Source organism: Vibrio sp. Vb0888 (assembly GCF_033338835.1).
GTDB lineage: Bacteria > Pseudomonadota > Gammaproteobacteria > Enterobacterales > Vibrionaceae > Vibrio > Vibrio alginolyticus.
The window spans coordinates 22821-46866 of record NZ_JAWOTL010000021.1 but is presented as its reverse complement, the minus strand read 5'-3'; the positions used below and the strand labels follow the sequence as shown (position 1 = coordinate 46866).

The following is a 24046-nucleotide window of genomic DNA, read 5'->3' as shown; positions in this document are numbered from 1 at the left end:
CGATCCAATGATGGGGGATATATGACAGGCAGCACTGCTCAAGAAAATAATACGACTCTTGATTTGCAGCAGTCTTTTGCTCTGCTAAGTGTCGATAAGAACGGTATTGTAACTATGAAATTTGGTGATGAAGTAACGGTTTTTATGAACGACAAATGCCCAGCTATCACTACAGATATATTGAAGGTGATTGCATCAATAAAAAACGGGAGTAGTTAGCAATGAAAGATGAGAAAGATGAGAAAGATGAGAAAGATGAGAAAGATAAAAGTAGTGAGCTATCGAAACCTTCTTGTGAGAACCAGACATTGAGCGCTTTCTAAACTCGCTCGAAAAAGACATACAGCAGCATACAGATGAATCAGTCATTACTTCTCAAAAAATGAAAGAATAATTGGATGAGTGAACGTCGGCGACTATTCAGTCGATTTAGATGATAAATTTTAGGAGTGAGGATTGTATGAAGGCAAAAATCGGAATTCTATCAGAAGAGATTGCACGTAATCGAGTGATTCGCATTGCACAAGGAAAAGTGAGGCATGAAGAGTCTTACCCTCTTTTTTTGTTTGAGTCACTAGCTGCGCTTTCACGACTGTTGTCTAACGAAAATATTGAACTACTGAATTTGATTGCTCGCGAAAAACCAAACAGTCTTGATGAACTTGCTGAAATGAGTGGGCGTGCTATCAACGATGTTAACCGTACTCTTGAAGCACTTTCGTCCAAGGGGTTTGCTCATATAGAGAAGAAGGGAAGTCAATCTCGACCGATAGCGTTGTTTACAACGTTCGAGATCGTTATGGGCAGCTCCCTTCAACTTTAAATTACAATTTAATAGCTAGAAATGGAGTGCAACACCAAGAAATCCGACTCACGAGGTAGTCTTCTCAAGTGGGGGGCATTTATAATGCATACAGTTGTATTAAGAAAAATGCGTTGAGATGAATAAATTAAGCATATTGGTGGTTTCAGATTTACATGTAGGGACTAGTCAGGAGCACGAGCTTGATACAAAGCTCATTGTTAACGGTACTCCCAATATCTATGGGCAGGCATTGATAGAGTACTTGAAACAACTTGAAAGAAAAATTGATATCCTTGTATGTGCTGGAGACATCGGTAATAAGGGATGTAAGGAGACGTTTAAAGCTGGATGGAGCTTTCTAAATGCGTTGGCAAGTGAACTTTCTATCGATGATGTATTGTGTGTTCCAGGAAACCATGACCATCAATCCCGTCCATCAGATGAATCAAACCCTAGTGGCTTTTCTCCGAAGCATGAGCTTCAATTCACAGATCCCCCTTTTCCTTTCAATGACTATTATAAAAACACACATTTTTGGGCATGGAACTGGGAGTTGACTCAGTCTGAAAACTATAACTGTATATCAATAAATAGTAGTGCTTATCATGGATTTGGAAGTGAGTTTAGGCACGGGAGAGTTGCTTTAGAGGTTAGCAAACAAATCAAAGATAGGCTTAGTCAAGAAGATGTTAAATCCAAGCCGTTAAATCTTTTAATTTGTCATCATCATCCACAAAAAATGGATTATGTTGATGTAAGCTATGATGGCGAGGCTATGGAAGGAGCCGACTATTTGCTATCAAATATAGAGGCAGCTGACATAGGTCCTTGGTTGATTATACATGGTCATAAACACTATGCGACTATAAGCTACGGAAACTCACGAACTTCTACACCTCCTACCATTTTATCAGCAGGTAGTTTATCTGCGGTTTTATATGACTCAATAGATAGCCGAACATCCAATCAGTTTTACTTGCTTGAAATTGATATCGATAAAAGCAGCCAAAATGGAAAGGTTGTAGGAAGATTTGAAACTTATGAATCGAATAAGTTACATCAATGGCAGCCTTCCAAATCCCATAACCTTCCTGCTTGTGGTGGTTTTGGGTCACTCTATACTCCAGAACAAATATTAAATCACTTGAAGTCAAAAATTAATGAATCTAACTCCTTTCTTGAAGGTGATGAATTAAATGAATTTAGAGATAAAATATTTAATTTACCCCCTTTTGAGTTTAAGCGTTTAGAAAAACTTTTAGAAAAAAATGGTTTTATGATATCTCGTGAATTTTCTGGTGAAATAACTGAAGTTGGTAAGCGTTATGAATAACTATACACCAAGTATAAACGAGTCAATTAATGCGAAAAACACATCTACTGCCGAGTTATGTAATACATTTATTATTAATGAATATTATAATAGATTAGCATCATCTAGCCATACTATTATGATGGGTCCACGAGGAAGTGGTAAAACAACATTAATGAGAATGCTCGAAGTTAGATCTTTGGAGCTATGGGAAAATGAGGTTGCAGAACAATTTAGAAATTTGATTGACTTCTCTGGAGTGTTCATTCCAACAGATCGAGTGTGGAAAACCCAATTTGAAAACACTAGTAAGAGAATTAAATCAAAAGAAGACCTGAGAGTTCTTAATTCTCAGTTTATTTACCATATTCTTCAACAACTAGCAATGACTGTTAGCTTTAGAACTTGCCGTGTTACAGAAAAGAAAAATAAATATAGACATGTGTTTTTGGAAAAGTCTGACGAGTCTGAATTAGTAAAAGAACTATCTACTCTTTGGTGCGTTGAACCTAGAATTAATTCTTTGAAAAGTTTGATTTCTAGTATTGTGATCAAAAAGAATCTTGTTTCTAAGTACCTTAATAACTCTCTAATTGTTGGTTCGAGTGTTCTAAGACCAAATGTTGTTTATGGTGAAATACAAAGTATATTAGATTCATCTATATCTATTATTAATACATATTTAAATGAAGATGGTAAAAAATGGGCATTTTTGTTTGATGAGTTAGAGCTAGCGCCTGACGAAATAGTTCAACCTCTTATAAATAGTATGAGAGGTGGTCATCCAGATATAATTCTTAAGTTAGCATTGTCTCCGTATCATAAAGGAGTTGATGTTACGAACTCGCCAGACAGTTCAATGAAAGATCAAGATTTGAGCTATATTAACTTAACTGAACTTTCTGAAAGTGAAGGTATTAAGTTTTGTAAAGAGCTATGTCTGAATTTGTTTATTAAAAAATCGATATATGAATCGATAGATAGCTGTTTTGAAAAGCCAAAAGATATTGATATTGATGCTGTTTTTGATTCTCTAGTTGCAAAAGATGTTGGGTTTGAACAGTATTTAAATAATCGAAATCTGAATGGGTTAAGCTATATCGAAGCGAAGGAAAAACAATCTCAGTTCAGGAAGATTAAATTTATATCTTATCTTAGAGATCATAGTAAAAAAGAAAATGGTAAATTAAAACCGCGTAGAAGAGCTGCTGACTATTATGCTGGTTTTGAAAATATATGTAAATCTACAGAATATAATCCTAGAATGTTGATAGGGATTATGAATATGTTTATTCCAATAATTAAGGAAAAAGGTTTAGTTTCTATTTCTGAGCAAATATCGGGACTAGAAACATATTTTGATTCATTTAGATCGTTACTAAGTACTATAGCTGTTGATTCGAGTGATGTTCGAGTAAATAATATTTACAATCTTGTAGATTTGATAGCAAACTATTTTAAAGATGAAATATATGGAGAAAGATTTAATCCAGAGCCTAAAGGTATGTTAGTTATTGACGAAAATACACCATCAGATTTAAGAGATGCAATAGGTTTTGCATTGAATGCGGGAGCCATGATTTCGGTAAAAACCCCTGATAATAATGGTATCGGATCTTCGATGGATAAGGTTTTAACATGCAGGCTTTCTTATTTATTTTCTCATCATTATGGGTTGCTACTTACAAAGCAAAAGAAAATTCAATTAAATAAAATAATGGATGTTAATAATATTAGTGCTTCAACAATTACATTAGTTAATGCATATGGTTTTGAGAACTCTAAACAGTTGGGGTTGGACTTGTAATGAAAGTATTAAAAGGAACTACTGTAAACTATTATGATCTAGCTATAGTAGGGCTAGGCTATGAAAGTAGAGCTATTACAACGTGTAATTCTGTTAAAGATAACCTCAACAGTATAATAGCAGTTGGATATAGAGAGCATACATCTGCATACAGTTATAAATCGAACTATAGTTTCTATCAGGAAGTAAATGCTAATATTATCGAAGAAAATGATCAAGAACTTTTTAAGAAGCTCCATTCTATAATTAACACTGATTGGGCAAATAGACAAATAAATTGTTTATTGGATATAACAGTGATGAGTCGCACTCGCTTAGCAACAATTCTTATGTTGTTAATGGAGAATTTAAAGAAAGGTTCTACCATTAGGATTTGTTATGAACTGGCTGAGTATAGTTCTCCATCGAAGGAAATATCACCAATAAGAAAAATTGGTCCTATAATTGAATCATTATCAGGCTCTATGGGCGATATTGAATTACCTAGTTCGATTGTATTAGGATTGGGATATGAACTAGGGAAAGCAATTGGGATCAGCAATTACTTAGATACAGAACAACAATATCTGTTGATTCCTAAGTCTATAGATTCTCGCTTTGAAGATGATATTTATTCAAATAATAAGTCGTTAATTGAAAGTACATCAAAAAACTGCATATTTGAATATGATGTATGTAATCCTTATGTTAGTTATTTAAATCTGAGAGAATTATTAATTGCAATTTCTGAAGTGTCTAGACCTATTGTTGTCCCTTTAGGTCCCAAGATCTTAAGTGCGCTATGTGTTATTCTTAGTAAGGAAATGGATTACTCTTTACCTATTTGGAGAGTATCTTCAGAACACAATGAAGTACCAGTTGATCGTCGCTCTAGTGGGCATATGTATGAACTTAGCTTAAGAATATAAATTAGCATTCTTTGATGTTCAATATTTCGACTACGTCAATATTATTGCAGGCCAAGATTGGCGATCTTGGCCTGCAATAATCATACTGAGAATGGGTAAGCTATTGGTTCGTGATGTTCATAACCTTCTACTTTGAAGTCGTCAAGAGTAACCCACGTTTCTAAGTCCTCTAGAGATTTAATTTCTGGATTGATATGGAATGTTGGCGATTTCAATGGTTTACGTTTAAGTTGTACATCACGCATCAACTCGTATTGGTCTTCGTATATGTGTGCATTTACTATTTTGTGAAAAACTTTTCCCGCTTTTAAGCCTGTAATTTGAGCCATGATCGCTAACAAAAAGTAGCATTGAACCATATTGAAGTTTAGGCCGAGCGGTACATCGCAAGAACGTTGTGTACTGTTTAGATACAGAGTGTCGCCTAAAATTGAGAAATGGTGGCTGTACATACAAGGACGTAAGCAACCTAAATGAAAAGCACCTGGATGATAGAATGTTATTATCTCACTACGGTCATCAATGCCTTTACTAAGGTTATTAACAACTTTTTTTACAAGATCCACATCACCGCCATCAGGTTTCGGGAACGCTCTGGCAACCTTTCCATAAATGAAACCGCAGTCATCTGTCCCTTTTCTATGAGGATTCGCAAGCCAGCTCTCATTTAAATTTGCGTTTGCATCCCATGTTTTGGTGCCTAGTGCTCTAAAATCTGCGGCATTATCGTAACCTCGAAGGTAGCCAATAATTTCTGCGATGGCGCTTTTCCAGTAGCTCTTACGTGTCGTTACTAAAGGAAACTCACCAGAACTGACATCGTAAGTCAAATCTGCATTTATAACTGTTAGGCAACGTTTGCCTGTTCTTTCGTTCTTTACCCAAACGCCTTCATCTATAATACGCTGGCATAAATCTAGATATTGTTTCACTTTTTCATTCCTACATTTCTTTTATTCAATTGTACCAAAGGAACTAACCCTTATTCGAGCAAAATACTCCCAGTTCTTACTCGGTGCTTGATGGTAGACAGAAGTGCTTATGGCTATAATGGATTATGAAAGTCACTTTATGTGATATGGACAACAAAAAGTGACAAAAGGTAAAATGGAGTTCAAGGGCGCGCCTGGGCGAAACCTGATGGTGGTCATGTTGACCAGCTACGTAAGATAGTGGATGACTTAACGCGTGGCGTTGATGACCGCGGTGAAATCTTGAACTTCTACAACCCGGGTGAGTTCCACATGGGGTGCTTGCGTCCTTGTATGTACAGTCACCATTTTTCATTGCTGGATGATACGCTTTACCTGAATAGTACTCAGCGTTCGTGTGATGTACCGCTTGGCTTAAACTTCAATATGGTTCAAGTTTACGTGTTCTTGGCGATTATGGCGCAAATTACGGGCAAGAAACCTGGTCAGGCATTTCATAAGATTGTGAATGCTCACATTTATGAAGACCAGCTTGAACTGATGCGCGATGTTCAGTTGAAACGTGAGCCATTAAAAGCGCCGACGTTCCATATCAACCCAGAGATTAAATCTCTAGAAGATTTGGAAACTTGGGTCACACTGGATGACTTTTGGGTTGAAGGGTACGAGCATCACGATCCTATTCGTTACCCATTCTCAGTGTAACGAGTATCGTTCTTCAAGATATAGAAAAAGCTCCGAATGGAGCTTTTTTCTTTTTTGTACTTAGAAGGTATTATTTTAGTGCACTGACAATATAACGGTGAATTGGGTTGGTCTGCATCGGTGTGGACAGTGCCGGGCTAATAAACTTAGGTTGAGTGAATATTTCTTTACTCACTAATGAGCGGATAAGCTCAAAATACTTCAGCTCCGTTTTCCCGCACAACAATAGTGAAAAGTCATCGCCCAATTTATCATAGGCATTGAGCACCTCTCGGAATCCTCTAAGATACAAGTAATCCTTCGTTAAACCTCCACCTCGATAGACTCGGGCAGTCGTTGTAAATGCTTGAAGATCAGAAGCTTTATACTGTTCTTTTAATAGCATGAACGTATGGCGGAAATCGCGATCCTTGATCATCGACTCTACTGCCAGAACTCGTAAGGCTAAGGTTCTTAGGCGCTTGATACTGAAATGTCCTGACAGATACTCACATAATATAGCCAGCCCTTCTTGAGTGTTGGTATTGGCAGGACAACCTAAGCTCAGGACTTTTAGCGGTTGTTGACGACCGTTAAGCGTAGTCAGGAGATGTACTCCCATTTCATGATGTGCAAGAGCCTCCAGCTCATCAGTGGTGATGTACGCCGCGTGGTTAATTTTGACTCGAGATCCTGAAACTAGTGCGTTTGCTAACATCCCGTCCAACACCTGTATTTCACATTCATACCCATTGCGTTGAGCAAAATTTTGCATGAAACGTGCTATTGCACGGCTATCGTGCTGAGGTTCTTTTTCTTCTTCTGTAGGAAGGTGCAATATGAAATGGGCGTTGGCAATATCTTTGGCGCTCGGTTCCCCATAATAGCGTAAGGAGTTATAAAGAAACTCTTGCGTGCCTATGGTATTCACTTGATCCAGTTTATCTGCATAAGACTGAATTATATCTGCGTACAGCCTCTGCAATTGGGTGTCTTGAATGTTTTCTAGAGGTAGCTCATATAGACGTCGCTTTGCGCTGTGAGTATCTACATTAGTAATTGAATATTGAAAATTAGGCTCTTGAGAATATTTGTTTTTAATGAAACGTTCTCTTTCTTGAGCATAATTAAGAGGATTCACGCTACTGAGGATATCAATATCAGCAACCAGTTGGGTTAGGTTTTCGTCTATTGCGAGTAGCTGATCAGAAATAGCGTCATTAAGCTGCGTCATGTTGTCGACTCCAAATGAGATAGCTCAGCATAAGCATGCTGATGTGGCTCAAATTATCACCGGACAATCGATTTGAACAGTTTAATTATCATAAAAAAGGCTCCACGATGTGGAGCCTAAACAATAAGTGATGGTATGTCGTTGTTGTTACGTTGTTAGGGCTAGAATCGCACCTGGTAGAATAACGAATACTGACATTAGGTAGCCACCAACAACAGCTTTATTCTTAATAGCCATTTCAGAAATCATCTCAGCGCCTTTAACCGGAATCTCACGTAGGAATGGAATTCCAAAGATAAACAGCGTCGCCATGATGTTAAATACTAAGTGGACTAGAGCGATTTGAAGTGCGAATACTGCGAACTCTCCAGATACCGCTGTCGCTGCTAGTAGTGCCGTAATACAAGTACCAATGTTAGCACCCAGAGTGAAAGGGTAGATATCTCGTACTTTCAACACGCCAGTACCAACCAACGGAACCATTAAACTTGTCGTGGTTGAGGAAGATTGTACTAGAACGGTCACGATTGAGCCTGATACGATGCCGTGAATAGGACCACGACCGATGGCGTTTTTCAAAATTTCACGTGCGCGACCAACCATTAGGCTCTTCATTAATTTACCCATCACTGTGATTGCAACGAAGATAGTCGCAATACCCAAAGCAATAAGCATGACGCCGCCAACAGTATCACCGAAGGTAGAAAGTGGCTCTTTAATTGCGCCTACGACTGGCTTTGTAATTGGTTTAATAAAGTTGAAGCCTTTAATGCTCATATCACCAGTAGCAAGCAGTGGAGAAACAAGCCAGTGAGAAACTTTCTCTAAAATGCCGAACATCATTTCCAACGGAAGGAAAATAGCGACAGCAAGCAAGTTGAAGAAGTCGTGAATGGTTGCACTTGCAAATGCACGTTTGAACTCTTCTTTACAGCGCACGTGGCCAAGAGATACAAGCGTATTGGTCACTGTGGTACCAATGTTAGCACCCATCACCATAGGGATAGCGGTTTCTACAGGTAAGCCACCTGCAACCAAGCCTACAATAATAGACGTTACAGTACTTGAAGACTGAATTAAGGCTGTTGCCACCAAGCCGATCATTAGACCTGCAACTGGGTGTGCGGCAAATTCAAATAGCACCTTAGCTTGATCGCCAGTTGCCCATTTAAAGCCACTACCAACCATAGATACTGCTAGAAGAAGCAGATATAACATGAATGCCAAGTTAGCCCAGCGTAACCAACGAGCTGTGCTCGAAATTGGTGCCACTGTTGAAGTAGCTTGGTTCATCATAATTTTCTCCGTTGACCTTTCAGTTCATTTTTCGGTCTGTAGTTGAATCTGCGGGCGATGTTAGAGAATAAATATTTCAGTAATATTACAGATTTCTTGCTGTGAGAGATTTTTATTGTTCTTTTTGATAATGGCGTAAAAGAAGAAGAAAATTAATTTTTAACTTGTTGATTTTAGTGGTTAAATTTTGGTTTCGTTTTGTTTGGTTTTTGCGTTTTTTTTGTAGAGAAAATGCGCCTCAGTTCAACTTTTATGACAGTATTGACTTTATACTTTCGGTAAAACTTATGCTTTTGTAAGGTATTGTATGGTTTTGTCGAGTTTATTGTTTGTCTCTGTCACATTTGGTATAAAAAGTATCACTTTCTTTTCGGGACTCGATCATGTCACATCTAAACTACAACCATCTCTATTATTTCTGGATGGTGTGCAAACAGGGCTCTGTAACTAAGGCGGCTGACGCGCTCTTCCTGACACCGCAAACCGTGACAGGACAGATTAAAGCGCTTGAAGAGCGCATGAAAGGAAAGTTAACCAAGCGCAATGGTCGTACAGTTGAGCCCACTGAGTTAGGTCAGCTTGTGTTTAAGTACGCCGACCGGATGTTCGGTTTGAGCTATGAGATGTTAGATATCGTCAATTACAGCCAGCACTCGAACATTCTATTTGAAGTTGGTGTAGCCGATGCATTATCTAAACGCTTGGTCAGTAAAGTACTGATGACGACCGTCCCGGAAGATAACAGTATTCATTTACGCTGTTATGAATCGACCCACGAACTGCTACTTGAACGCCTTTCTCAGCACAAGCTAGATATGATCCTTTCGGATTGTCCCGTTGATTCTACTCAAAGTCCTGGCCTTTATAGCAAAAAGTTGGGTGAAAGTAGCATGAGCTTTTTTGCTTCTTCTGAAATTGAAAATGTGCGATTCCCTGAGATCTTGGAACAAAAAAAACTTCTGATTCCCGCGAGCCGAACGGCTATGGGGCGTAAAGTTATTCAATGGTTTGATCGTCAAGGCCTTCAACCCAATGTGCTAGGGGAGTTTGATGATGTTGCGTTGATGAAAGCTTTTGCTCGGTACCACGATGATGTGATTTTCTTGGCACCGACCGTATACATGTCGGAGATTGAAGACGACCGAAATTTACAGCTAATTGGCCATGTCGATGGGCTAAAAGAAGAGTACTACGTGATTTTTGCGGAACGAATGATCCAACACCCCGCGGTAAAAAATGTTTGTGATGCTGATTTCAGTCAAATGTTTGAGTAAACCCGTATCGTTGCGTAAATAAATAGATTACTATCAATAAAAATATAATTCTAAATAATATCTAAGTAAGCAAGATACTTGTTTTAGTGAGCAAAACTATTAATTATTGATGGCGCACCAATTAAAATCCTTGGTGGATAATATTGGTGTATCACTAACAACTAAATTAGAGGTTCTAATAATGAAGACTCTGGAAGTGTATCTTGATTTTCTTAGATATATAAATCAGTGCAACACAACAAGCTGGCCAGGGTTGGAATAAGTAAGTTGTAGCTAGAGGTCCAACACATGAATCTACAAGAAATGGAGCAGAACTCCGCAAAAGCCGTCGTGTTGCTCAAAGCGATGGCAAACGAGAGACGCCTACAAATCCTTTGTATGCTGCATAACCAAGAGCTGTCCGTGGGAGAGCTGTGTGCAAAGTTAGAGCTAAGCCAGTCGGCATTATCTCAGCATCTTGCTTGGCTTCGCCGTGATGAGTTAGTCACGACAAGGAAAGAAGCACAGACGGTGTACTACACATTAAAGAGTGATGAAGTGAAAGCGTTAATAAAAACACTGCATAGTCTTTATTGTGCTGAGAGTGCTCAACATTAATTAAATAGTCCTAATATACTGCTCATCTTAGAGTGTGAATCTAACTTGTTGGAATATTTGAGAGTGGCGTTAAACTTTTGATGATAGGGTACTACTCATCGACCAATTTGCTTTGTTCTCAAGTGTTTTATTAGTGCTTTCTAGTTTGAGCGTTATATGGGTAATGAATAAGCTGATGTCTTTAAATGGGACATTCAGAAAAAGAAAAGCTGGCATTGCCAGCTTTTTTTATTAAGAAAACTTTGTAGATATAAAAAAACCGACACAAGGTCGGTTTTTTCTTCACTGTAAAATCAGGACTCTATTAAAGAGCTTTGATTTGTGCAGCGAAACGAGACTTATGGCGAGCTGCTTTATTCTTGTGAATAAGGCCTTTAGTTGCCATGCGGTCTAGGATAGGTGTAACTACAGCGAATGCAGCAGTTGCAGCTTCTTTGTCGCCTGCTTCGATAGCAGCAACAGTTTTCTTCATGTAAGTACGCATCATTGAGCGACGGCTAGCATTGTGCTGACGACGTTTCTCAGCTTGGATAGCGCGCTTCTTAGCAGATTTACTATTTGCCAAGGGTCTAACTCCCAAAAACTTAGTTCTGTGACAATTTAAGGGCGAGGAATATCCCTCATTTGCGCTTAAATGTCAAATGATTTGTGCAAAAACCGATCTAAGCCAAAACAAATTTTGGTAAGAGAGGTTATCGCGGTTAAGATGGCGGGGATTCTAACAGCATTTTTATACCAATGCTAATAATTATCCGCGAAAGGCACACTTATTCCTTACAACCCGCGGATAGATTTTTGACGTCTATTTGCAGCACCTGTCAGAGAAACAGTATAGGGTTAGCTGTCTTATGGTGATATTCCGAGGTTACAGTGAGTAAACGACTACTCAAGTCTGGCATGATCGTCAGTGCTATGACATTTATTTCCCGCGTTCTTGGCCTAGTTCGTGATGTTGTAGTGGCAAATTTAATGGGGGCAGGAGCAAGCGCAGACGTCTTTTTCTTCGCCAATAAAATTCCTAATTTTTTACGACGTTTGTTTGCTGAAGGTGCTTTTTCCCAAGCGTTTGTACCTGTTTTAACGGAAAGCCATGCTCAAGGCGACATGGATAAAACTCGGGAGCTCATTGCTCGTGCGGCGGGTACATTAGGGGTGATAGTCTCAATTGTTACCATCTTAGGTGTTCTAGGTTCCGGAGTGGTGACTGCACTGTTTGGTTTTGGTTGGTTCCTAGACTGGATGCATGGTGGTCCCGCGGCTGAGAAGTTCGAACTTGCTAGCGTGATGCTCAAGATTACCTTTCCTTATTTATGGTTCATCACTTTTGTTGCCCTATCGGGAGCCATTCTCAATACACTAGGTAAGTTTGCGGTTTCTTCGTTTACTCCCGTCTTCCTCAACGTAATGATCATTTTGGCAGCATGGTTTATCTCGCCGCAGATGTCACAGCCAGAGATTGGCCTTGCCATCGGTGTTTTCCTTGGTGGTTTGGTTCAGTTCTTATTTCAAATCCCTTTCCTTATTAAAGCGGGGGTTATGGTTAAGCCGAAATGGGGCTGGCGCGATCCGGGCGTGGTGAAGATCCGAACCTTAATGATTCCTGCTTTGTTCGGTGTGTCGGTAAGCCAAATCAACTTGTTGTTTGATACTTTTATTGCCAGCTTTCTGCAAACCGGTTCGATCAGTTGGTTGTACTATTCAGATCGCTTGTTGGAATTCCCGTTAGGTCTGTTTGGTATTGCTATTGCAACGGTGATTTTACCAGCATTATCACGCAAACATGTTGACGCACAAAATGAAGGATTCGCACAAACCATGGACTGGGGGGTGCGCATGGTGATCTTACTTGGCCTTCCTGCAATGCTTGGTTTGATGGTACTGGCAAAACCTATGTTGATGGTGTTATTCATGCGAGGTGAGTTTTCGCCACAAGACGTACATCAAGCATCATTGTCACTCTTTGCTTACGCTTCAGGCTTGTTGAACTTTATGCTGATTAAAGTGCTCGCTCCGGGTTATTACTCGCGTCAAGACACTAAAACGCCAGTGAAATACGGCATCATTGCGATGGTGACCAACATGGTATTTAATGCAATTTTTGCGTACTTCTATGGCTACGTTGGCTTGGCTATCGCGACGGCACTATCGGCATTTGTGAATATGGCACTGCTGTATCGTGGCCTGCACATCGCAGGGGTATACCAAATCACTAAGCGAACCGTCTTCTTTATTATACGTTTAGCTATTGCTGGCGCGGCGATGGTGGCGGCAATCTTATGGCAACTGGAAGATATGTCAGTATGGCTGGGCTGGAGCTTTGCTCACCGAAGCGCGGTGCTAGGGATGTTGATCGGTTTAGGAGCCGTAGTTTACCTAGTGGTTCTATTTTTAACTGGTGCGCGTTTAAAAGACCTAAAAGCTGGGACAGACTGAGGGTGATTAGTATATAATCCGTCAGTTTCACACAGTGTAAAGTAAAACAGAGGCAGAAAGCAGTATCCAATGGAACTGATTAGAGGCATTCACAATATCAACCCGCGACATCATGGTTGTGTGCTGACTATTGGCAATTTCGATGGTGTCCATAAAGGCCATCAACAAGTATTGCAGCAAGTGTCTGAGCAAGCGGACAGGCTATCCTTGCCTTCTGTTGTGATGACCTTTGAACCTCAGCCGATGGAGCTGTTTGCCAAAGACAAGGCACCTGCAAGGTTGACGCGATTACGCGATAAGTTCGTGCAATTGAGTAAGCTCGATATTGACCGCTTACTGTGTGTCAATTTCAATCGCCATTTTGCAAGTTTAACCGCGGAAGAGTTTATCCGTGACTTGTTGGTCGAGCGTTTGGGTGTTAAGTTTCTTGTCGTTGGTGATGATTTCTGCTTTGGCAAAGGCCGTACAGGTAACTTTGCAATGCTGCAGGAAGCAGGGGAAAAATACGGCTTTGATGTCGTAAGTACCCAGAGCTTTTGTTTACAACAATTACGTGTCAGCAGTACGGCTATCCGTCAAGCGCTGGCGCGTGACGATTTGCATTCCGCGCAACAGATGCTGGGAAGAAACTACAGCATCAGCGGTCGTGTTTCTCACGGAAGAAAGCTAGGTCGAACCATTGGGTTCCCTACTGCAAATATTCCTTTGAAACGCTGTGTTTCTCCGGTTTCCGGAGTCTATGTTGTTCAAGCGCTTGGCTTAGGAAATAAGCCAGTTGGTGGTGTTGCTAATATTGGTCAAAGACCAACCGTCAATGGTGTTCGCCAACAGTTAGAAGTGCACTTATTCGACTTTCATGCCAATTTATATGGCAAGCAACTAGAAGTGGAACTTTTGCATAAACTTCGAGATGAGCAAAAGTTTGAGTCGTTTGAAGCACTTAAACAACAAATCGAATTGGATGCTGAAGCAGCAAGGGTGTGGCTGCGTCAGCTTAAGCGTTGAGCGGTTTATTCCACCGTTCAACATAATGTCTAATTTTCGCCCAATATAACGGAATTAAGAATCGATGAGTGAGTATAAAGATACCCTGAACTTACCTGAAACAGGGTTTCCAATGCGCGGCAACCTGGCCAATCGTGAGCCAGAAATGCTTAAGCGTTGGTACAAAGAAGATCTTTACGGTGAAATCCGTAAAGCTAAGAAAGGCAAAAAGTCATTCGTATTGCACGATGGCCCTCCTTACGCAAATGGTGACATTCATATTGGTCACGCACTAAACAAGATTCTTAAAGACATTATTATTAAATCCAAAACACTTTCAGGTTTTGACGCACCTTACATCCCAGGCTGGGACTGCCACGGTCTACCAATCGAATTAATGGTAGAGAAGAAAGTAGGTAAGCCAGGCCAAAAAGTGACAGCAGCGGAATTCCGCGAGAAATGTCGTGAATACGCAGCAGGTCAGGTTGAAGGTCAGAAAGAGAGCTTCAAACGCCTTGGTATCATGGGTGAGTGGGACAAGCCATACCGCACTATGGATTTCGCAACTGAAGCGAACATTATTCGTGCTCTTGGTAAGATCGCAAGCAATGGTCACCTGCTAAAAGGTTTCAAACCTGTTCACTGGTGTACAGACTGTGGTTCTGCTCTTGCTGAAGCGGAAGTAGAATACAAAGATAAAGTATCGCCATCTATCGACGTTCGTTTTAAAGCGGCTGACGAAGCGGCACTGCTATCTAAATTTGAACTGACAGAAGGTCATGAAGGTCACGGTGACGTATCTATCGTTATCTGGACAACAACACCTTGGACACTGCCTGCAAACCGCGCAGTATGTCTACGTGATGATCTAGAGTACGTGCTTATCCAAACAGAAGGCGACAACGCTGAGCGTATCATCGTTGCTGCTGAGCTAGCGAAAGACGTAATGGACCGTGCGGGTATCGAGCACTTCCACAACCTTGGCTTTGCTAAAGGTGCGGACCTAGAGCTTTCTCAATTCCAACACCCATTCTACGATTTCACTGTACCGGCGATCCTTGGTGATCACGTTACGACTGATTCAGGTACTGGTGTTGTTCACACTGCTCCTGGTCACGGTCAAGAAGACTTCGCGGTTGGTAACAAGTACAACCTAGAAGTAGCAAACCCAGTTGGCTCAAACGGTGTTTACCTACCAGATACAGAGCTATTTGCTGGTCAGCACGTATTTAAAGCGAACGATGCAGTAGTAGAAGTACTAAAAGAAAAAGGTGCACTACTACACCACCACGCTTACGAGCACAGCTACCCACACTGTTGGCGTCATAAGACCCCAATCATCTTCCGTGCTACACCTCAATGGTTCGTTTCTATGGACCAAGCTGGCCTACGTGCTAAAGCATTAGGGTCAATCAAGAATGTAGAGTGGATGCCTGAGTGGGGTCAAAGCCGCATCGAAGGTATGATCGAAGGTCGCCCTGAGTGGTGTATCTCTCGTCAACGTACTTGGGGTGTGCCAATTGCTCTGTTTGTTCATAAAGAAACAGCAGAACTTCATCCAAACACGCTAGAGCTGATCGAGAAAGTCGCTAAGCTGGTTGAAGAGAAAGGCATCCAAGCATGGTGGGATGTAGATGCCGCTGAACTACTAGGTGCTGACGCTGACCAATACGAAAAAGTGCTAGATACGCTAGACGTATGGTTCGATTCAGGTGTCACTCACTTCTCTGTTGTTGATGCTCGTGAAGAGTACAACGGCAACAGTGCGGACCTATACCTAGAAGGTTCTGACCAACACCGCGGTTGGTTCCAATCTTCTTTAATTTCATCTATTGCGATGAAAGACGAAGCACCTTACAAACAAGTACTGACACACGGTTTCGTGGTTGACGGTCAGGGTCGTAAGATGTCTAAATCTATCGGTAACGTGGTTGCGCCAAAAGACGTAACCAACAAGCTAGGTGCTGACATTCTTCGTCTATGGGTTGCTTCTACAGACTACACTGGTGAAGTTGCGGTTTCTGATGAAATCCTAAAACGCAGCGCAGATGCGTACCGTCGTATCCGTAACACAGCGCGTTTCTTCCTAGCTAACTTGAGCGGCTTCAACCCTGAAACAGACATCGTTCCTGTTGAAGAGATGGTTGCGCTAGATCGCTGGGCGGTTGGTCGTGCACTAGCAGCACAAGAAGAGATTGTTAAAGCATACGAAGAGTACAACACACACGGTGTAACTCAGCGTCTAATGCAATTCTGTTCAATCGAAATGGGCTCTTTCTACTTAGACGTAATTAAAGACCGTCAGTACACAGCAAAACGTGGCGGCAACGCTCAACGTAGCTGTCAGACTGCACTTTACTACATCGTAGAAGCGCTAGTTCGTTGGATGGCGCCAATCATGTCGTTCACTGCAGATGAAATCTGGAACGAAATGCCAGGTCAACGCGACAAGTTCGTATTCACTGGTGAGTGGTTCGACGGTCTATTCGGTCTTGCTGAAGGTGAAGAGCTGAACAACGAATTCTGGTCTGAGATCCAAGCGGTTCGTGGTGCGGTAAACAAACTTCTAGAAGATGCGCGTAAAGAGAAAACCATTGGTGGTGCACTACAAGCTGAAGTGACTCTATTTGCTGATGACGCACTAGCGGCGAAGATCAACAAACTTGAAGATGAACTGCGCTTTGTTCTACTAACCTCTGCGGCGAAAGTTAAGCCTCTAGGTGAGAAGACGGATGCAGCACAAGCGACGGATATCGAAGGCTTGTTTGTAGAAGTAGCAGCAGCTGAAGGCGAGAAGTGTGACCGTTGTTGGCACCACACGCCAGACGTAGGCACAATTGAAGGTCACGAGAAGATCTGTGGTCGTTGTGTGTCTAACGTAGACGGCGAAGGTGAAGTACGTAAATTCGCGTAATTGCCTAGAACGACTGAACTTTTTTTAAAATTAACAGCCCCAGTATTTACTGGGGCTGTTTGTAGGTAAAGTAATGAGTGAAAAAGCACTGACGTTAAAGCAATCTGGAGTTCGCTGGCTGTGGTTAGCAATTCTGGTATTTATTGCAGATATTGGCATCAAATTGGTGGTGATGGACAACATGGGCTACGGATGGGCAAACCGAATTGAGGTGTTGCCATTCTTCAACCTACTTTACGTTCATAACTACGGTGCCGCTTTCAGCTTCTTGAGCGATCAAGCTGGTTGGCAGCGTTGGTTATTTACAGGTATCGCGTTTGTTGTGACGGGTCTTTTGACCTACTGGATGAGCAAGCTTCCAGCAAAAGAAAAATGGAACAACATTGCTTATGCACTGATTATTGGTGGTGCAGTGGGCAACGTGTTTGACCGCGTCGTTCATGGCTTTGTTGTTGATTACCTAGACTTCTTCTGGGGTAACTACCACTGGCCAGCATTCAACCTTGCTGACATGGCGATCTGTATTGGTGCGGCAATGATTATTCTGGATGGCTTCCGTAAAAAAGACGCTAACAAGTAACCTTTTGCGATATATCGAATAACCCTAAGCGTCGTCCGTTGATTCGAGCGACGCTTTTTATTATGTTGGAGCGCCAATCAGCATATCAATGTATAAAAAGACCAAGCTGACAGCGTAATAACCCAAGAACAAGGAAGCATTAACGTGACAACAATAACCAATGAATCGGTAGTAACCCTTCACTTTACGATTAAAATGAAAGACGGATCGGTTGCAGATAGTACTCATAACATGGGTAAACCAGCGAAGTTTGTTATGGGTGATGGCAGCTTGAGTGAAAACTTTGAGCAATGCTTGATCGGCCTCGAAACAGGCGCACAAAAAGCGATTGAGCTAAAGGCAGAAGACGCGTTTGGTATGCCAAACCCTGATCATATTCACTATATGGATCGCACTAAATTTGTAGGTGATGCAGAAGTGGAAGTTGGTACAATCATGGCCTTCAGTGGCCCTGATGGCATGGAAATCCCGGGCATTATTACAGAGATTGCAGGCGATTCAGTCACTGTGGACTTCAACCATCCTCTAGCGGGACAAGACGTGACTTTCGAAGTTGAAATTTTGTCAGTAGAATAGCGAACCCAATAAAGATAATTTCCATGAGCAATGAAATGAAAATCCTGTTAGCTAACCCACGTGGTTTCTGTGCTGGTGTTGACCGCGCGATTAGCATCGTAGAGCGTGCGCTAGAGATGTATCAGCCACCTATCTATGTTCGACATGAAGTGGTGCATAACCGTTTTGTGGTTGAAGGTCTAAAACAGCGTGGTGCTATCTTCGTTGAAGAGCTGCATGAAGTGCCAGACAACAACATTGTGATTTTTTCTGCTCATGGTGTATCGCAGGCGGTTCGTCAGGAAGCCAAGCAGCGTGATTTGACCGTATTTGACGCAACGTGTCCTTTAGTAACCAAAGTGCATATGGAAGTGGCGCGTGCGAGCCGTCGTAATATGGAAGTGGTTCTGATTGGTCACGCAGGTCACCCTGAAGTCGAAGGTACGATGGGGCAATACGCCAGTGAAACCGGTGGTATGTACTTGGTTGAAACTCCAGCCGATGTTGAGAAACTGAAGGCGATTGTGAAAGATCCATCCGATCTTCATTACGTAAGCCAAACGACGCTTTCTGTCGATGAAACTGCCGATGTTATCGAAGAGCTACGCCGCGTGTTCCCAGATATCCAAGGTCCACGTAAAGACGATATCTGTTATGCGACACAAAACCGCCAAGATGCCGTACGTGAATTAGCTGGTGACGTAGATGTGATGGTTGTGGTGGGTTCTAAAAACTCATCAAACTCTACACGTCTTAAAGAGCTAGCTGAAAAGCTAGGGACACCTGGCTACTTAACCGACTGTCCGGAAGATATCAAACCTGAGTGGTTCGAAGGCAAAACAAAGGTCGGCGTGACTGCGGGAGCATCTGCTCCGGAAGAGCTCGTTAATCAGATTCTAGAGCGAATCAAAGAACTCGTCGGTGCCGAAGCGGTTGATGAAGTACTTGGCCGTGAAGAGAATATGTTCTTTGAAGTACCTAAAGAACTGCAAATCAAGCAAGTGGATTAGTCTCCATTTATCGAATATTCAAAAGGCGACCTGTGGGTCGCCTTTTTTACATCTCTCTTAACTCATTTAGGTAATCACGAATTTGGTCTTTTCCTAAACCATCGATAATCATATCAGACATCTTCGTGATTCTTCGCTCAAGCGATTGAGCAACCTTTTCGCAATGTGCGTACATGTCTTCATCAGAACCATCGGTCGGAAAAGCATCAACTTGCCAGTTTACTCGAACACCACCTGCAAGCCACTGAGGAGCGGTTTCTTGATGTAAAGAATCACAGAGAATAATAACGATGTCGGGAAGAAACTGAGTTCGCTCCTCCCATGAATGCGTGTGGATATGCGGAATGGGGAGTTGGTGGTCATCTAAATATTTTTGCACCACTGGGTGCACCTTGCCTGTGGGATGTGAGCCTCCACTGGTGACACTAAAATCTGCTGGCAGGATATTGGTTGCGATTGACTCCGCGAGGACGCTTCGTCCAGCGTTGTGCTTACATATGAATAAAACTTTATACATCATCGCCTCGTCTTTTCAGAGCGTCCTATTTATACGCTAGCGGAAACTTAGCGATGATGTGTGAAGTTTTTGTGTTAGTGGCTAATGCCGAGCATCTCTTTGAGCACCTTTAAGTAGCGGCGGCTTACTGGTATCTCAAAGCCTGTTTTGGTGATGATTTCCGCTAACCCATTTTCCAGTAACTTGATTTCGCTAATCGCTTTAATACTGACTAAGTATTGACGATGGCAGCGGACTAGAGGGGTTTTCTCTTCCAACGTTTTTAATGTCAGTTGGGTGCTCGCGGTTTGGCTGGTGGAGCGTACATGCACGCCGCTGATATCACTGTAAGCACATTCCACCGTGTCGGTGGCCATGATAACGATGCGGTTGTGTCCGATGCACGGTATCTGATCCAACGTGTCAGGTGTAATAGCAGACAGTTGTTGCGTTAGGGCGGATTGGCTAATGACTTTGTTTAGTCGTTTGACCGTTTTAGTTAACCTGCATGGGTCGACAGGTTTGAGCAAGTAATCAAAGGCATTGTCTTCAAATGCTTGAATCGCATACTGATCATAAGCCGTGACAAAAACCACATAAGGCATGGTTTCTGGATCAAGCATCCCAAGTAGTTCAATCCCCGTGACTTGAGGCATTTGGATATCGAGAAACACCACATCAGGCTTAAGTTCATTGATTTTTTTTAGGCCAAGGATTGCGTTTGAGGCATCGCCCACGACCTCAACTTGGCCTGTTTCATCCAGTAACTCTGCTAGCTCTTCACGAGCAAACTGTTCATCATCAATGACGAGTGCGGTTAACATCCAACATTACCTTTATTGCTTCAGCGTGCTTTTATGATTTTGGGGGAATGATAAAGCTCATTTTAGTAAATTGATGTGGCTCGCACGTAATTTTTAGCGCTGCATCACGTCCAAATTGATTAGTGAGACGTTTGTCGACAATTTCTAAACCTAGCCCTGAGTGGTTTTCTTTTGGCGGTTCAAAACTGCCTGCGTTGTCTTCGACGGTAATCAAGTGACCTTGTGGGTGTGCTTCGCTGTATATATGAACTTTACCACCTTCAAGCATGTTTGAAATGCCATGCTTAATGGCATTCTCAACCAAAGGCTGGAGTGTAAAGCTTGGTAATTTGATGTCCAGCAATTCAGGTTGAATATCGATTTCAACCTCTAAGCGGTCCGTAAAACGCGCTTTTTCGATGCTCAAGTACGAGTTCACATGTGCAAGCTCTTCCTTTAGCGTCACGGTATTAATGTTCTGCTTTAAATTGCTGCGGAAGAAGTGCGATAAATTTTGGATTAGCTCGCGCGCTTTGTCAGGGTCACGACGAGTAATCGCACTAATAGTATTGAGTGCATTAAACAAAAAGTGTGGATTCACCTGAGCGTGAAGCAATTTTATTTCTGCTTGGGCGAGTAAGGCTTGTTGTTGTTGGTAATCGCCATAAAGGATTTGGCTAGATAGAAGCTGGGCTATTCCTTCCGCCATCGACATGTTGGCCGTCGAGAACAATTTACGCTTCGGTTCATACAGCTTTATGGTACCAATGACCTCTTTCCCTGCACGCAGTGGGATGATCAGCGCAGATCCGAGCTTGCAATCTTTTGCAATGGAGCATTGGTATGGACGCTCCGCACCATCAAGATAAATGATGTCGTTTTTCTCCATGGAGTCTAATGTGCTTTGCGATGAAATCGGCGTGTTCGGTTTATGGTGATCATCGCCAATGCCCACAAACGCCAAGATCTTTTCTTGGTCAGTAATCGCGACAGCGCCCACTTTGGTTTCTTCGTAAATAATACGTGCGATTTTCTCTGCGTTTTCGGTGTTGAAGCCGTTGCTTAGAATTCCCACTGAGCGATCAGCAATGGTGAGCGCTCGACGCGAAAACGTCGCAGAAAACTTTTCAAAGATTGCTTTTCTGTCTTGCAGGATACTCATGAACAACGCTGCACCAAATGAGTTCGCGATGATCATAGGCGCTGCAATAGCGGACACCAGTTCATAGGCTTGATCAAAAGGTTTCGCGACGGCGAGCAGCAAAATCATTTGCACCACTTCTGCAACAAACGTGACGCTGAATACGACGCTTGGATTAAACAGCAATGCGCCTTTATTTCGCTTGATAAGGTAAACGTGGAGCAAGCCACCAATTACGCCCTCGGCGGTGGTTGAAATTGCGCAGGCTAGGTCAGTAAAGCCACCAAGAGAGTATCGATGGATGCCACCAGTAAATCCGACGGCGAAACCTACAACAGGTCCACCAAACAGCCCGCCCATAACTGCGCCGATCGCACGAGTATTGGCAATAGCATCGTTGATGTGCAGACCGAAATAGGTGCCGAGAATACAAAAGCCAGAGAAGAGTACGTAACAAATTAGGCGGTGGCTTAAGCGCGAAGAAATACTCAGCAAAGGTAAGATGATTGGCGTTTTACTTAGCATGTAAGCCAAAACTAAGTACACACACATCTGTTGTAAAAGGGAGATGACCAGTTCCATAGTGAACCTAACCTAGAATCAATGTTGTTATTGTATACCTAAGTAACCTCAAGATGCTTGGCTCAGATAGATAAGAACAGCTAAGTAAATGATGCTGCGCTGTGCTTTCTGAACCTTAAAGTGACTTGGGTATAAAACAAAAAGAGCCTGCAATTGGCAGGCTCCTATCTTAGTCACTCAGATGTGACGAGTATTACGCTGTTTCTGATACGGCTTGTGGTTTCTCTTCGTCAGCCAGTTCAGTTTCACCTTTACCCTTAGAGGTTTTGATAACGTAACCTGTCACAGCTAGGGCAAACACAATACCTACGATAGTTGATAGTTGCATTGGCAGACCAAAACCTAGCGAGCTGTTGTTTAAGATGAACGTGACACATACCGTGGTCATGAAGATAGCTGGGATAGTGGTAATCCAGTGCAGCTTGTTGTGACGCAGTAGGTAAGCGGACGCAGTCCAAAGCATCATTACCGCTGTTGTTTGGTTTGCAAAACCGAAGTAGCGCCAGATAATGCCGAAGTCTACTTGAGTTAAGATACCGCCGATAACGAACAGTGGAAGTGCCATCAGTAGACGGTTACGTAGCGTTTTTTGTTCCATGTTGAAGTATTCAGCAAGGATCAAGCGGCTTGAACGGAACGCTGTATCGCCAGACGTAATTGGTAGGATAACCACACCCAGGAACGCAAGGATACCACCGAACACACCTAGCAGACCAAATGATGCGCTGTATACCACGTTACCAGGACCACCGTTTTTCACAGCTTCGGATAGAGCGTCTAGAGAGCCGAAGAAAGACAGAGCGATAGCACACCAAATTAGCGCGATAACACCTTCACCAATCATTGCACCGTAGAATACGAAGCGACCGTTTTTCTCATTTTCCATACAACGCGCCATCAGTGGAGACTGAGTTGCGTGGAAGCCAGAGATAGCGCCACATGCGATAGTGATGAACAATGCAGGCCATAACGGCATGTCATTTGGGTTGAGGTTAGAGAACATGTCCGAAACTTGGAAGTCACCCATTACTGTGTGTTCGCTAGAGAAAGCAACGGCTGTCATTAGGCCAACAGACATAAAGATAAGTAGGGCGCCAAACAGTGGGTAGAAACGACCAATGATTTTATCGACAGGAACAATCGTCGCAATGATGTAGTAAGCAAAAATAGCAATAACCATTGTAGTCATGCTTACGCTCAAGCTTGTTTGATCATTGATGAGGTTAGTAATCATGCCAGCAGGGGCTGAAACGAACACTACGCCAACTAGAAGCAATAGGACAATGGCAAAAATATTCATAAAGTGTTTTGCGCCATTACCTAGGTAGCGACCTGTAATGGTAGGTACAGATGCACCGCCGTTACGCACTGAAAGCATGCCTGAGAAGTAATCGTGTACTGCACCAGCAAAAATACAACCGACAACAATCCAAAGCATCGCCGCAGGACCGTATAGTGCCCCCATGATCGGGCCAAAAATTGGACCAACACCTGCGATGTTAAGTAGTTGAACTAGGTAAACTTTCTTTGTTGACATTGGAACGAAGTCAACACCGTCCGATTTGGTGTGAGCTGGCGTTTGGCGTTTTTCATTGATGCCGAAAATCTTCTCGACGAAAGCGCCGTAGATGAAGTATCCGCCGATTAGGGCTGCGACACAGGTTAGAAACCACATCATAGCAATTGTCCTTGGTCTTAG

21 protein-coding genes and 1 pseudogene are annotated in these 24046 nt (G+C 42.3%); 14 read left to right on the top strand and 8 right to left on the bottom strand.

The window, feature by feature from the left end:
• Positions 1-21: 21 nt before the first annotated feature.
• The 5 genes from R7P72_RS20575 to R7P72_RS20555 all read left to right on the top strand — a co-directional run bounded on the left by R7P72_RS20575 (position 22) and on the right by R7P72_RS20555 (position 4832).
• Positions 22-219 (top strand): hypothetical protein, encoded by a 198-nt coding sequence (locus tag R7P72_RS20575; RefSeq protein WP_020196706.1) that lies wholly within the window; start codon positions 22-24, stop codon positions 217-219.
• Between the two features lie 241 nt (positions 220-460).
• Positions 461-823, top strand: coding sequence for a transcriptional regulator (locus R7P72_RS20570; protein ID WP_020196704.1), 363 nt, complete (start codon positions 461-463; stop codon positions 821-823).
• A gap of 118 nt (positions 824-941) precedes the next feature.
• A complete protein-coding gene (locus R7P72_RS20565) occupies positions 942-2138 on the top strand; it encodes a metallophosphoesterase family protein (protein WP_020196703.1) in 1197 nt (398 codons plus the stop codon).
• Entirely contained in the window at positions 2131-3924 is a 1794-nt protein-coding gene (locus R7P72_RS20560; protein WP_020196702.1) for a hypothetical protein, read from the top strand. The genes R7P72_RS20565 and R7P72_RS20560 overlap by 8 nt, the downstream gene beginning before the upstream one ends.
• Positions 3924-4832 carry a hypothetical protein gene (locus R7P72_RS20555; protein ID WP_020196701.1) on the top strand — a complete coding sequence of 303 codons (909 nt, stop codon included), beginning with the start codon at positions 3924-3926 and terminating at the stop codon, positions 4830-4832. Before R7P72_RS20560 ends, R7P72_RS20555 begins: the two co-directional genes overlap by 1 nt.
• A gap of 80 nt (positions 4833-4912) precedes the next feature.
• On the opposite strand, the gene R7P72_RS20550 is transcribed toward R7P72_RS20555, so the two are convergent.
• On the bottom strand, positions 4913-5764 hold the full coding sequence (locus R7P72_RS20550) for a thymidylate synthase (protein WP_020196700.1): 852 nt from the start codon (positions 5762-5764) through the stop codon (positions 4913-4915).
• A gap of 177 nt (positions 5765-5941) precedes the next feature.
• On the opposite strand from R7P72_RS20550, the pseudogene R7P72_RS20545 reads away from it, so the two are divergent.
• Positions 5942-6469 (top strand): annotated as a pseudogene (locus R7P72_RS20545) (thymidylate synthase); the annotation flags it as partial.
• A gap of 70 nt (positions 6470-6539) precedes the next feature.
• Here R7P72_RS20545 and R7P72_RS20540 read toward each other — a convergent pair.
• Entirely contained in the window at positions 6540-7682 is a 1143-nt protein-coding gene (locus tag R7P72_RS20540) for a flavohemoglobin expression-modulating QEGLA motif protein (protein ID WP_053304357.1), read from the bottom strand.
• A 147-nt stretch (positions 7683-7829) separates the two neighbouring features.
• Positions 7830-8975: a Na/Pi symporter gene (locus R7P72_RS20535; RefSeq protein WP_025768431.1), complete on the bottom strand. Its 1146-nt coding sequence runs from the start codon at positions 8973-8975 to the stop codon at positions 7830-7832.
• A gap of 386 nt (positions 8976-9361) precedes the next feature.
• On the opposite strand from R7P72_RS20535, the gene nhaR reads away from it, so the two are divergent.
• Positions 9362-10252, top strand: a complete 891-nt coding sequence (gene nhaR / locus R7P72_RS20530) for a transcriptional activator NhaR (RefSeq protein ID WP_005381942.1) — start codon at positions 9362-9364, stop codon at positions 10250-10252.
• A 288-nt stretch (positions 10253-10540) separates the two neighbouring features.
• Positions 10541-10849 carry an ArsR/SmtB family transcription factor gene (locus tag R7P72_RS20525; RefSeq protein WP_005381940.1) on the top strand — a complete coding sequence of 103 codons (309 nt, stop codon included), beginning with the start codon at positions 10541-10543 and terminating at the stop codon, positions 10847-10849.
• A gap of 304 nt (positions 10850-11153) precedes the next feature.
• Here R7P72_RS20525 and rpsT read toward each other — a convergent pair whose 3' ends face one another.
• Positions 11154-11414 carry a 30S ribosomal protein S20 gene (gene rpsT / locus R7P72_RS20520; RefSeq protein WP_005381938.1) on the bottom strand — a complete coding sequence of 87 codons (261 nt, stop codon included), beginning with the start codon at positions 11412-11414 and terminating at the stop codon, positions 11154-11156.
• 305 nt (positions 11415-11719) lie between these two features.
• Here rpsT and murJ point away from each other — a divergent pair, with 305 nt between their 5' ends.
• The 6 genes from murJ to ispH all read left to right on the top strand — a co-directional run bounded on the left by murJ (position 11720) and on the right by ispH (position 19325).
• Positions 11720-13282 carry a murein biosynthesis integral membrane protein MurJ gene (murJ, locus tag R7P72_RS20515; RefSeq protein ID WP_213907310.1) on the top strand — a complete coding sequence of 521 codons (1563 nt, stop codon included), beginning with the start codon at positions 11720-11722 and terminating at the stop codon, positions 13280-13282.
• Between the two features lie 69 nt (positions 13283-13351).
• On the top strand, positions 13352-14287 hold the full coding sequence (gene ribF / locus R7P72_RS20510; RefSeq protein WP_005381933.1) for a bifunctional riboflavin kinase/FAD synthetase: 936 nt from the start codon (positions 13352-13354) through the stop codon (positions 14285-14287).
• 64 nt (positions 14288-14351) lie between these two features.
• Positions 14352-17180, top strand: a complete 2829-nt coding sequence (gene ileS / locus R7P72_RS20505) for an isoleucine--tRNA ligase (protein WP_005381926.1) — start codon at positions 14352-14354, stop codon at positions 17178-17180.
• A 73-nt stretch (positions 17181-17253) separates the two neighbouring features.
• Positions 17254-17760, top strand: coding sequence for a signal peptidase II (gene lspA, locus R7P72_RS20500; protein ID WP_005381924.1), 507 nt, complete (start codon positions 17254-17256; stop codon positions 17758-17760).
• Positions 17761-17904: 144 nt separating this feature from the next.
• Positions 17905-18336, top strand: a complete 432-nt coding sequence (gene fkpB / locus R7P72_RS20495; protein ID WP_005381922.1) for an FKBP-type peptidyl-prolyl cis-trans isomerase — start codon at positions 17905-17907, stop codon at positions 18334-18336.
• A gap of 23 nt (positions 18337-18359) precedes the next feature.
• The gene (ispH, locus tag R7P72_RS20490) at positions 18360-19325 is read left to right on the top strand and encodes a 4-hydroxy-3-methylbut-2-enyl diphosphate reductase (RefSeq protein ID WP_005381920.1); all 966 of its coding nucleotides are present in this window, start codon (positions 18360-18362) and stop codon (positions 19323-19325) included.
• A 46-nt stretch (positions 19326-19371) separates the two neighbouring features.
• Here ispH and R7P72_RS20485 read toward each other — a convergent pair whose 3' ends face one another.
• The 4 genes from R7P72_RS20485 to R7P72_RS20470 all read right to left on the bottom strand — a co-directional run bounded on the left by R7P72_RS20485 (position 19372) and on the right by R7P72_RS20470 (position 24025).
• The gene (locus tag R7P72_RS20485) at positions 19372-19845 is read right to left on the bottom strand and encodes a low molecular weight phosphatase family protein (protein WP_017636163.1); all 474 of its coding nucleotides are present in this window, start codon (positions 19843-19845) and stop codon (positions 19372-19374) included.
• Between the two features lie 71 nt (positions 19846-19916).
• Positions 19917-20645, bottom strand: a complete 729-nt coding sequence (gene btsR, locus R7P72_RS20480; protein ID WP_005381917.1) for a two-component system response regulator BtsR — start codon at positions 20643-20645, stop codon at positions 19917-19919.
• 31 nt (positions 20646-20676) lie between these two features.
• Positions 20677-22347: a sensor histidine kinase gene (locus R7P72_RS20475; protein ID WP_005381915.1), complete on the bottom strand. Its 1671-nt coding sequence runs from the start codon at positions 22345-22347 to the stop codon at positions 20677-20679.
• Positions 22348-22540: 193 nt separating this feature from the next.
• A complete protein-coding gene (locus R7P72_RS20470) occupies positions 22541-24025 on the bottom strand; it encodes a carbon starvation protein A (RefSeq protein WP_005381914.1) in 1485 nt (494 codons plus the stop codon).
• Positions 24026-24046: the final 21 nt, after the last annotated feature.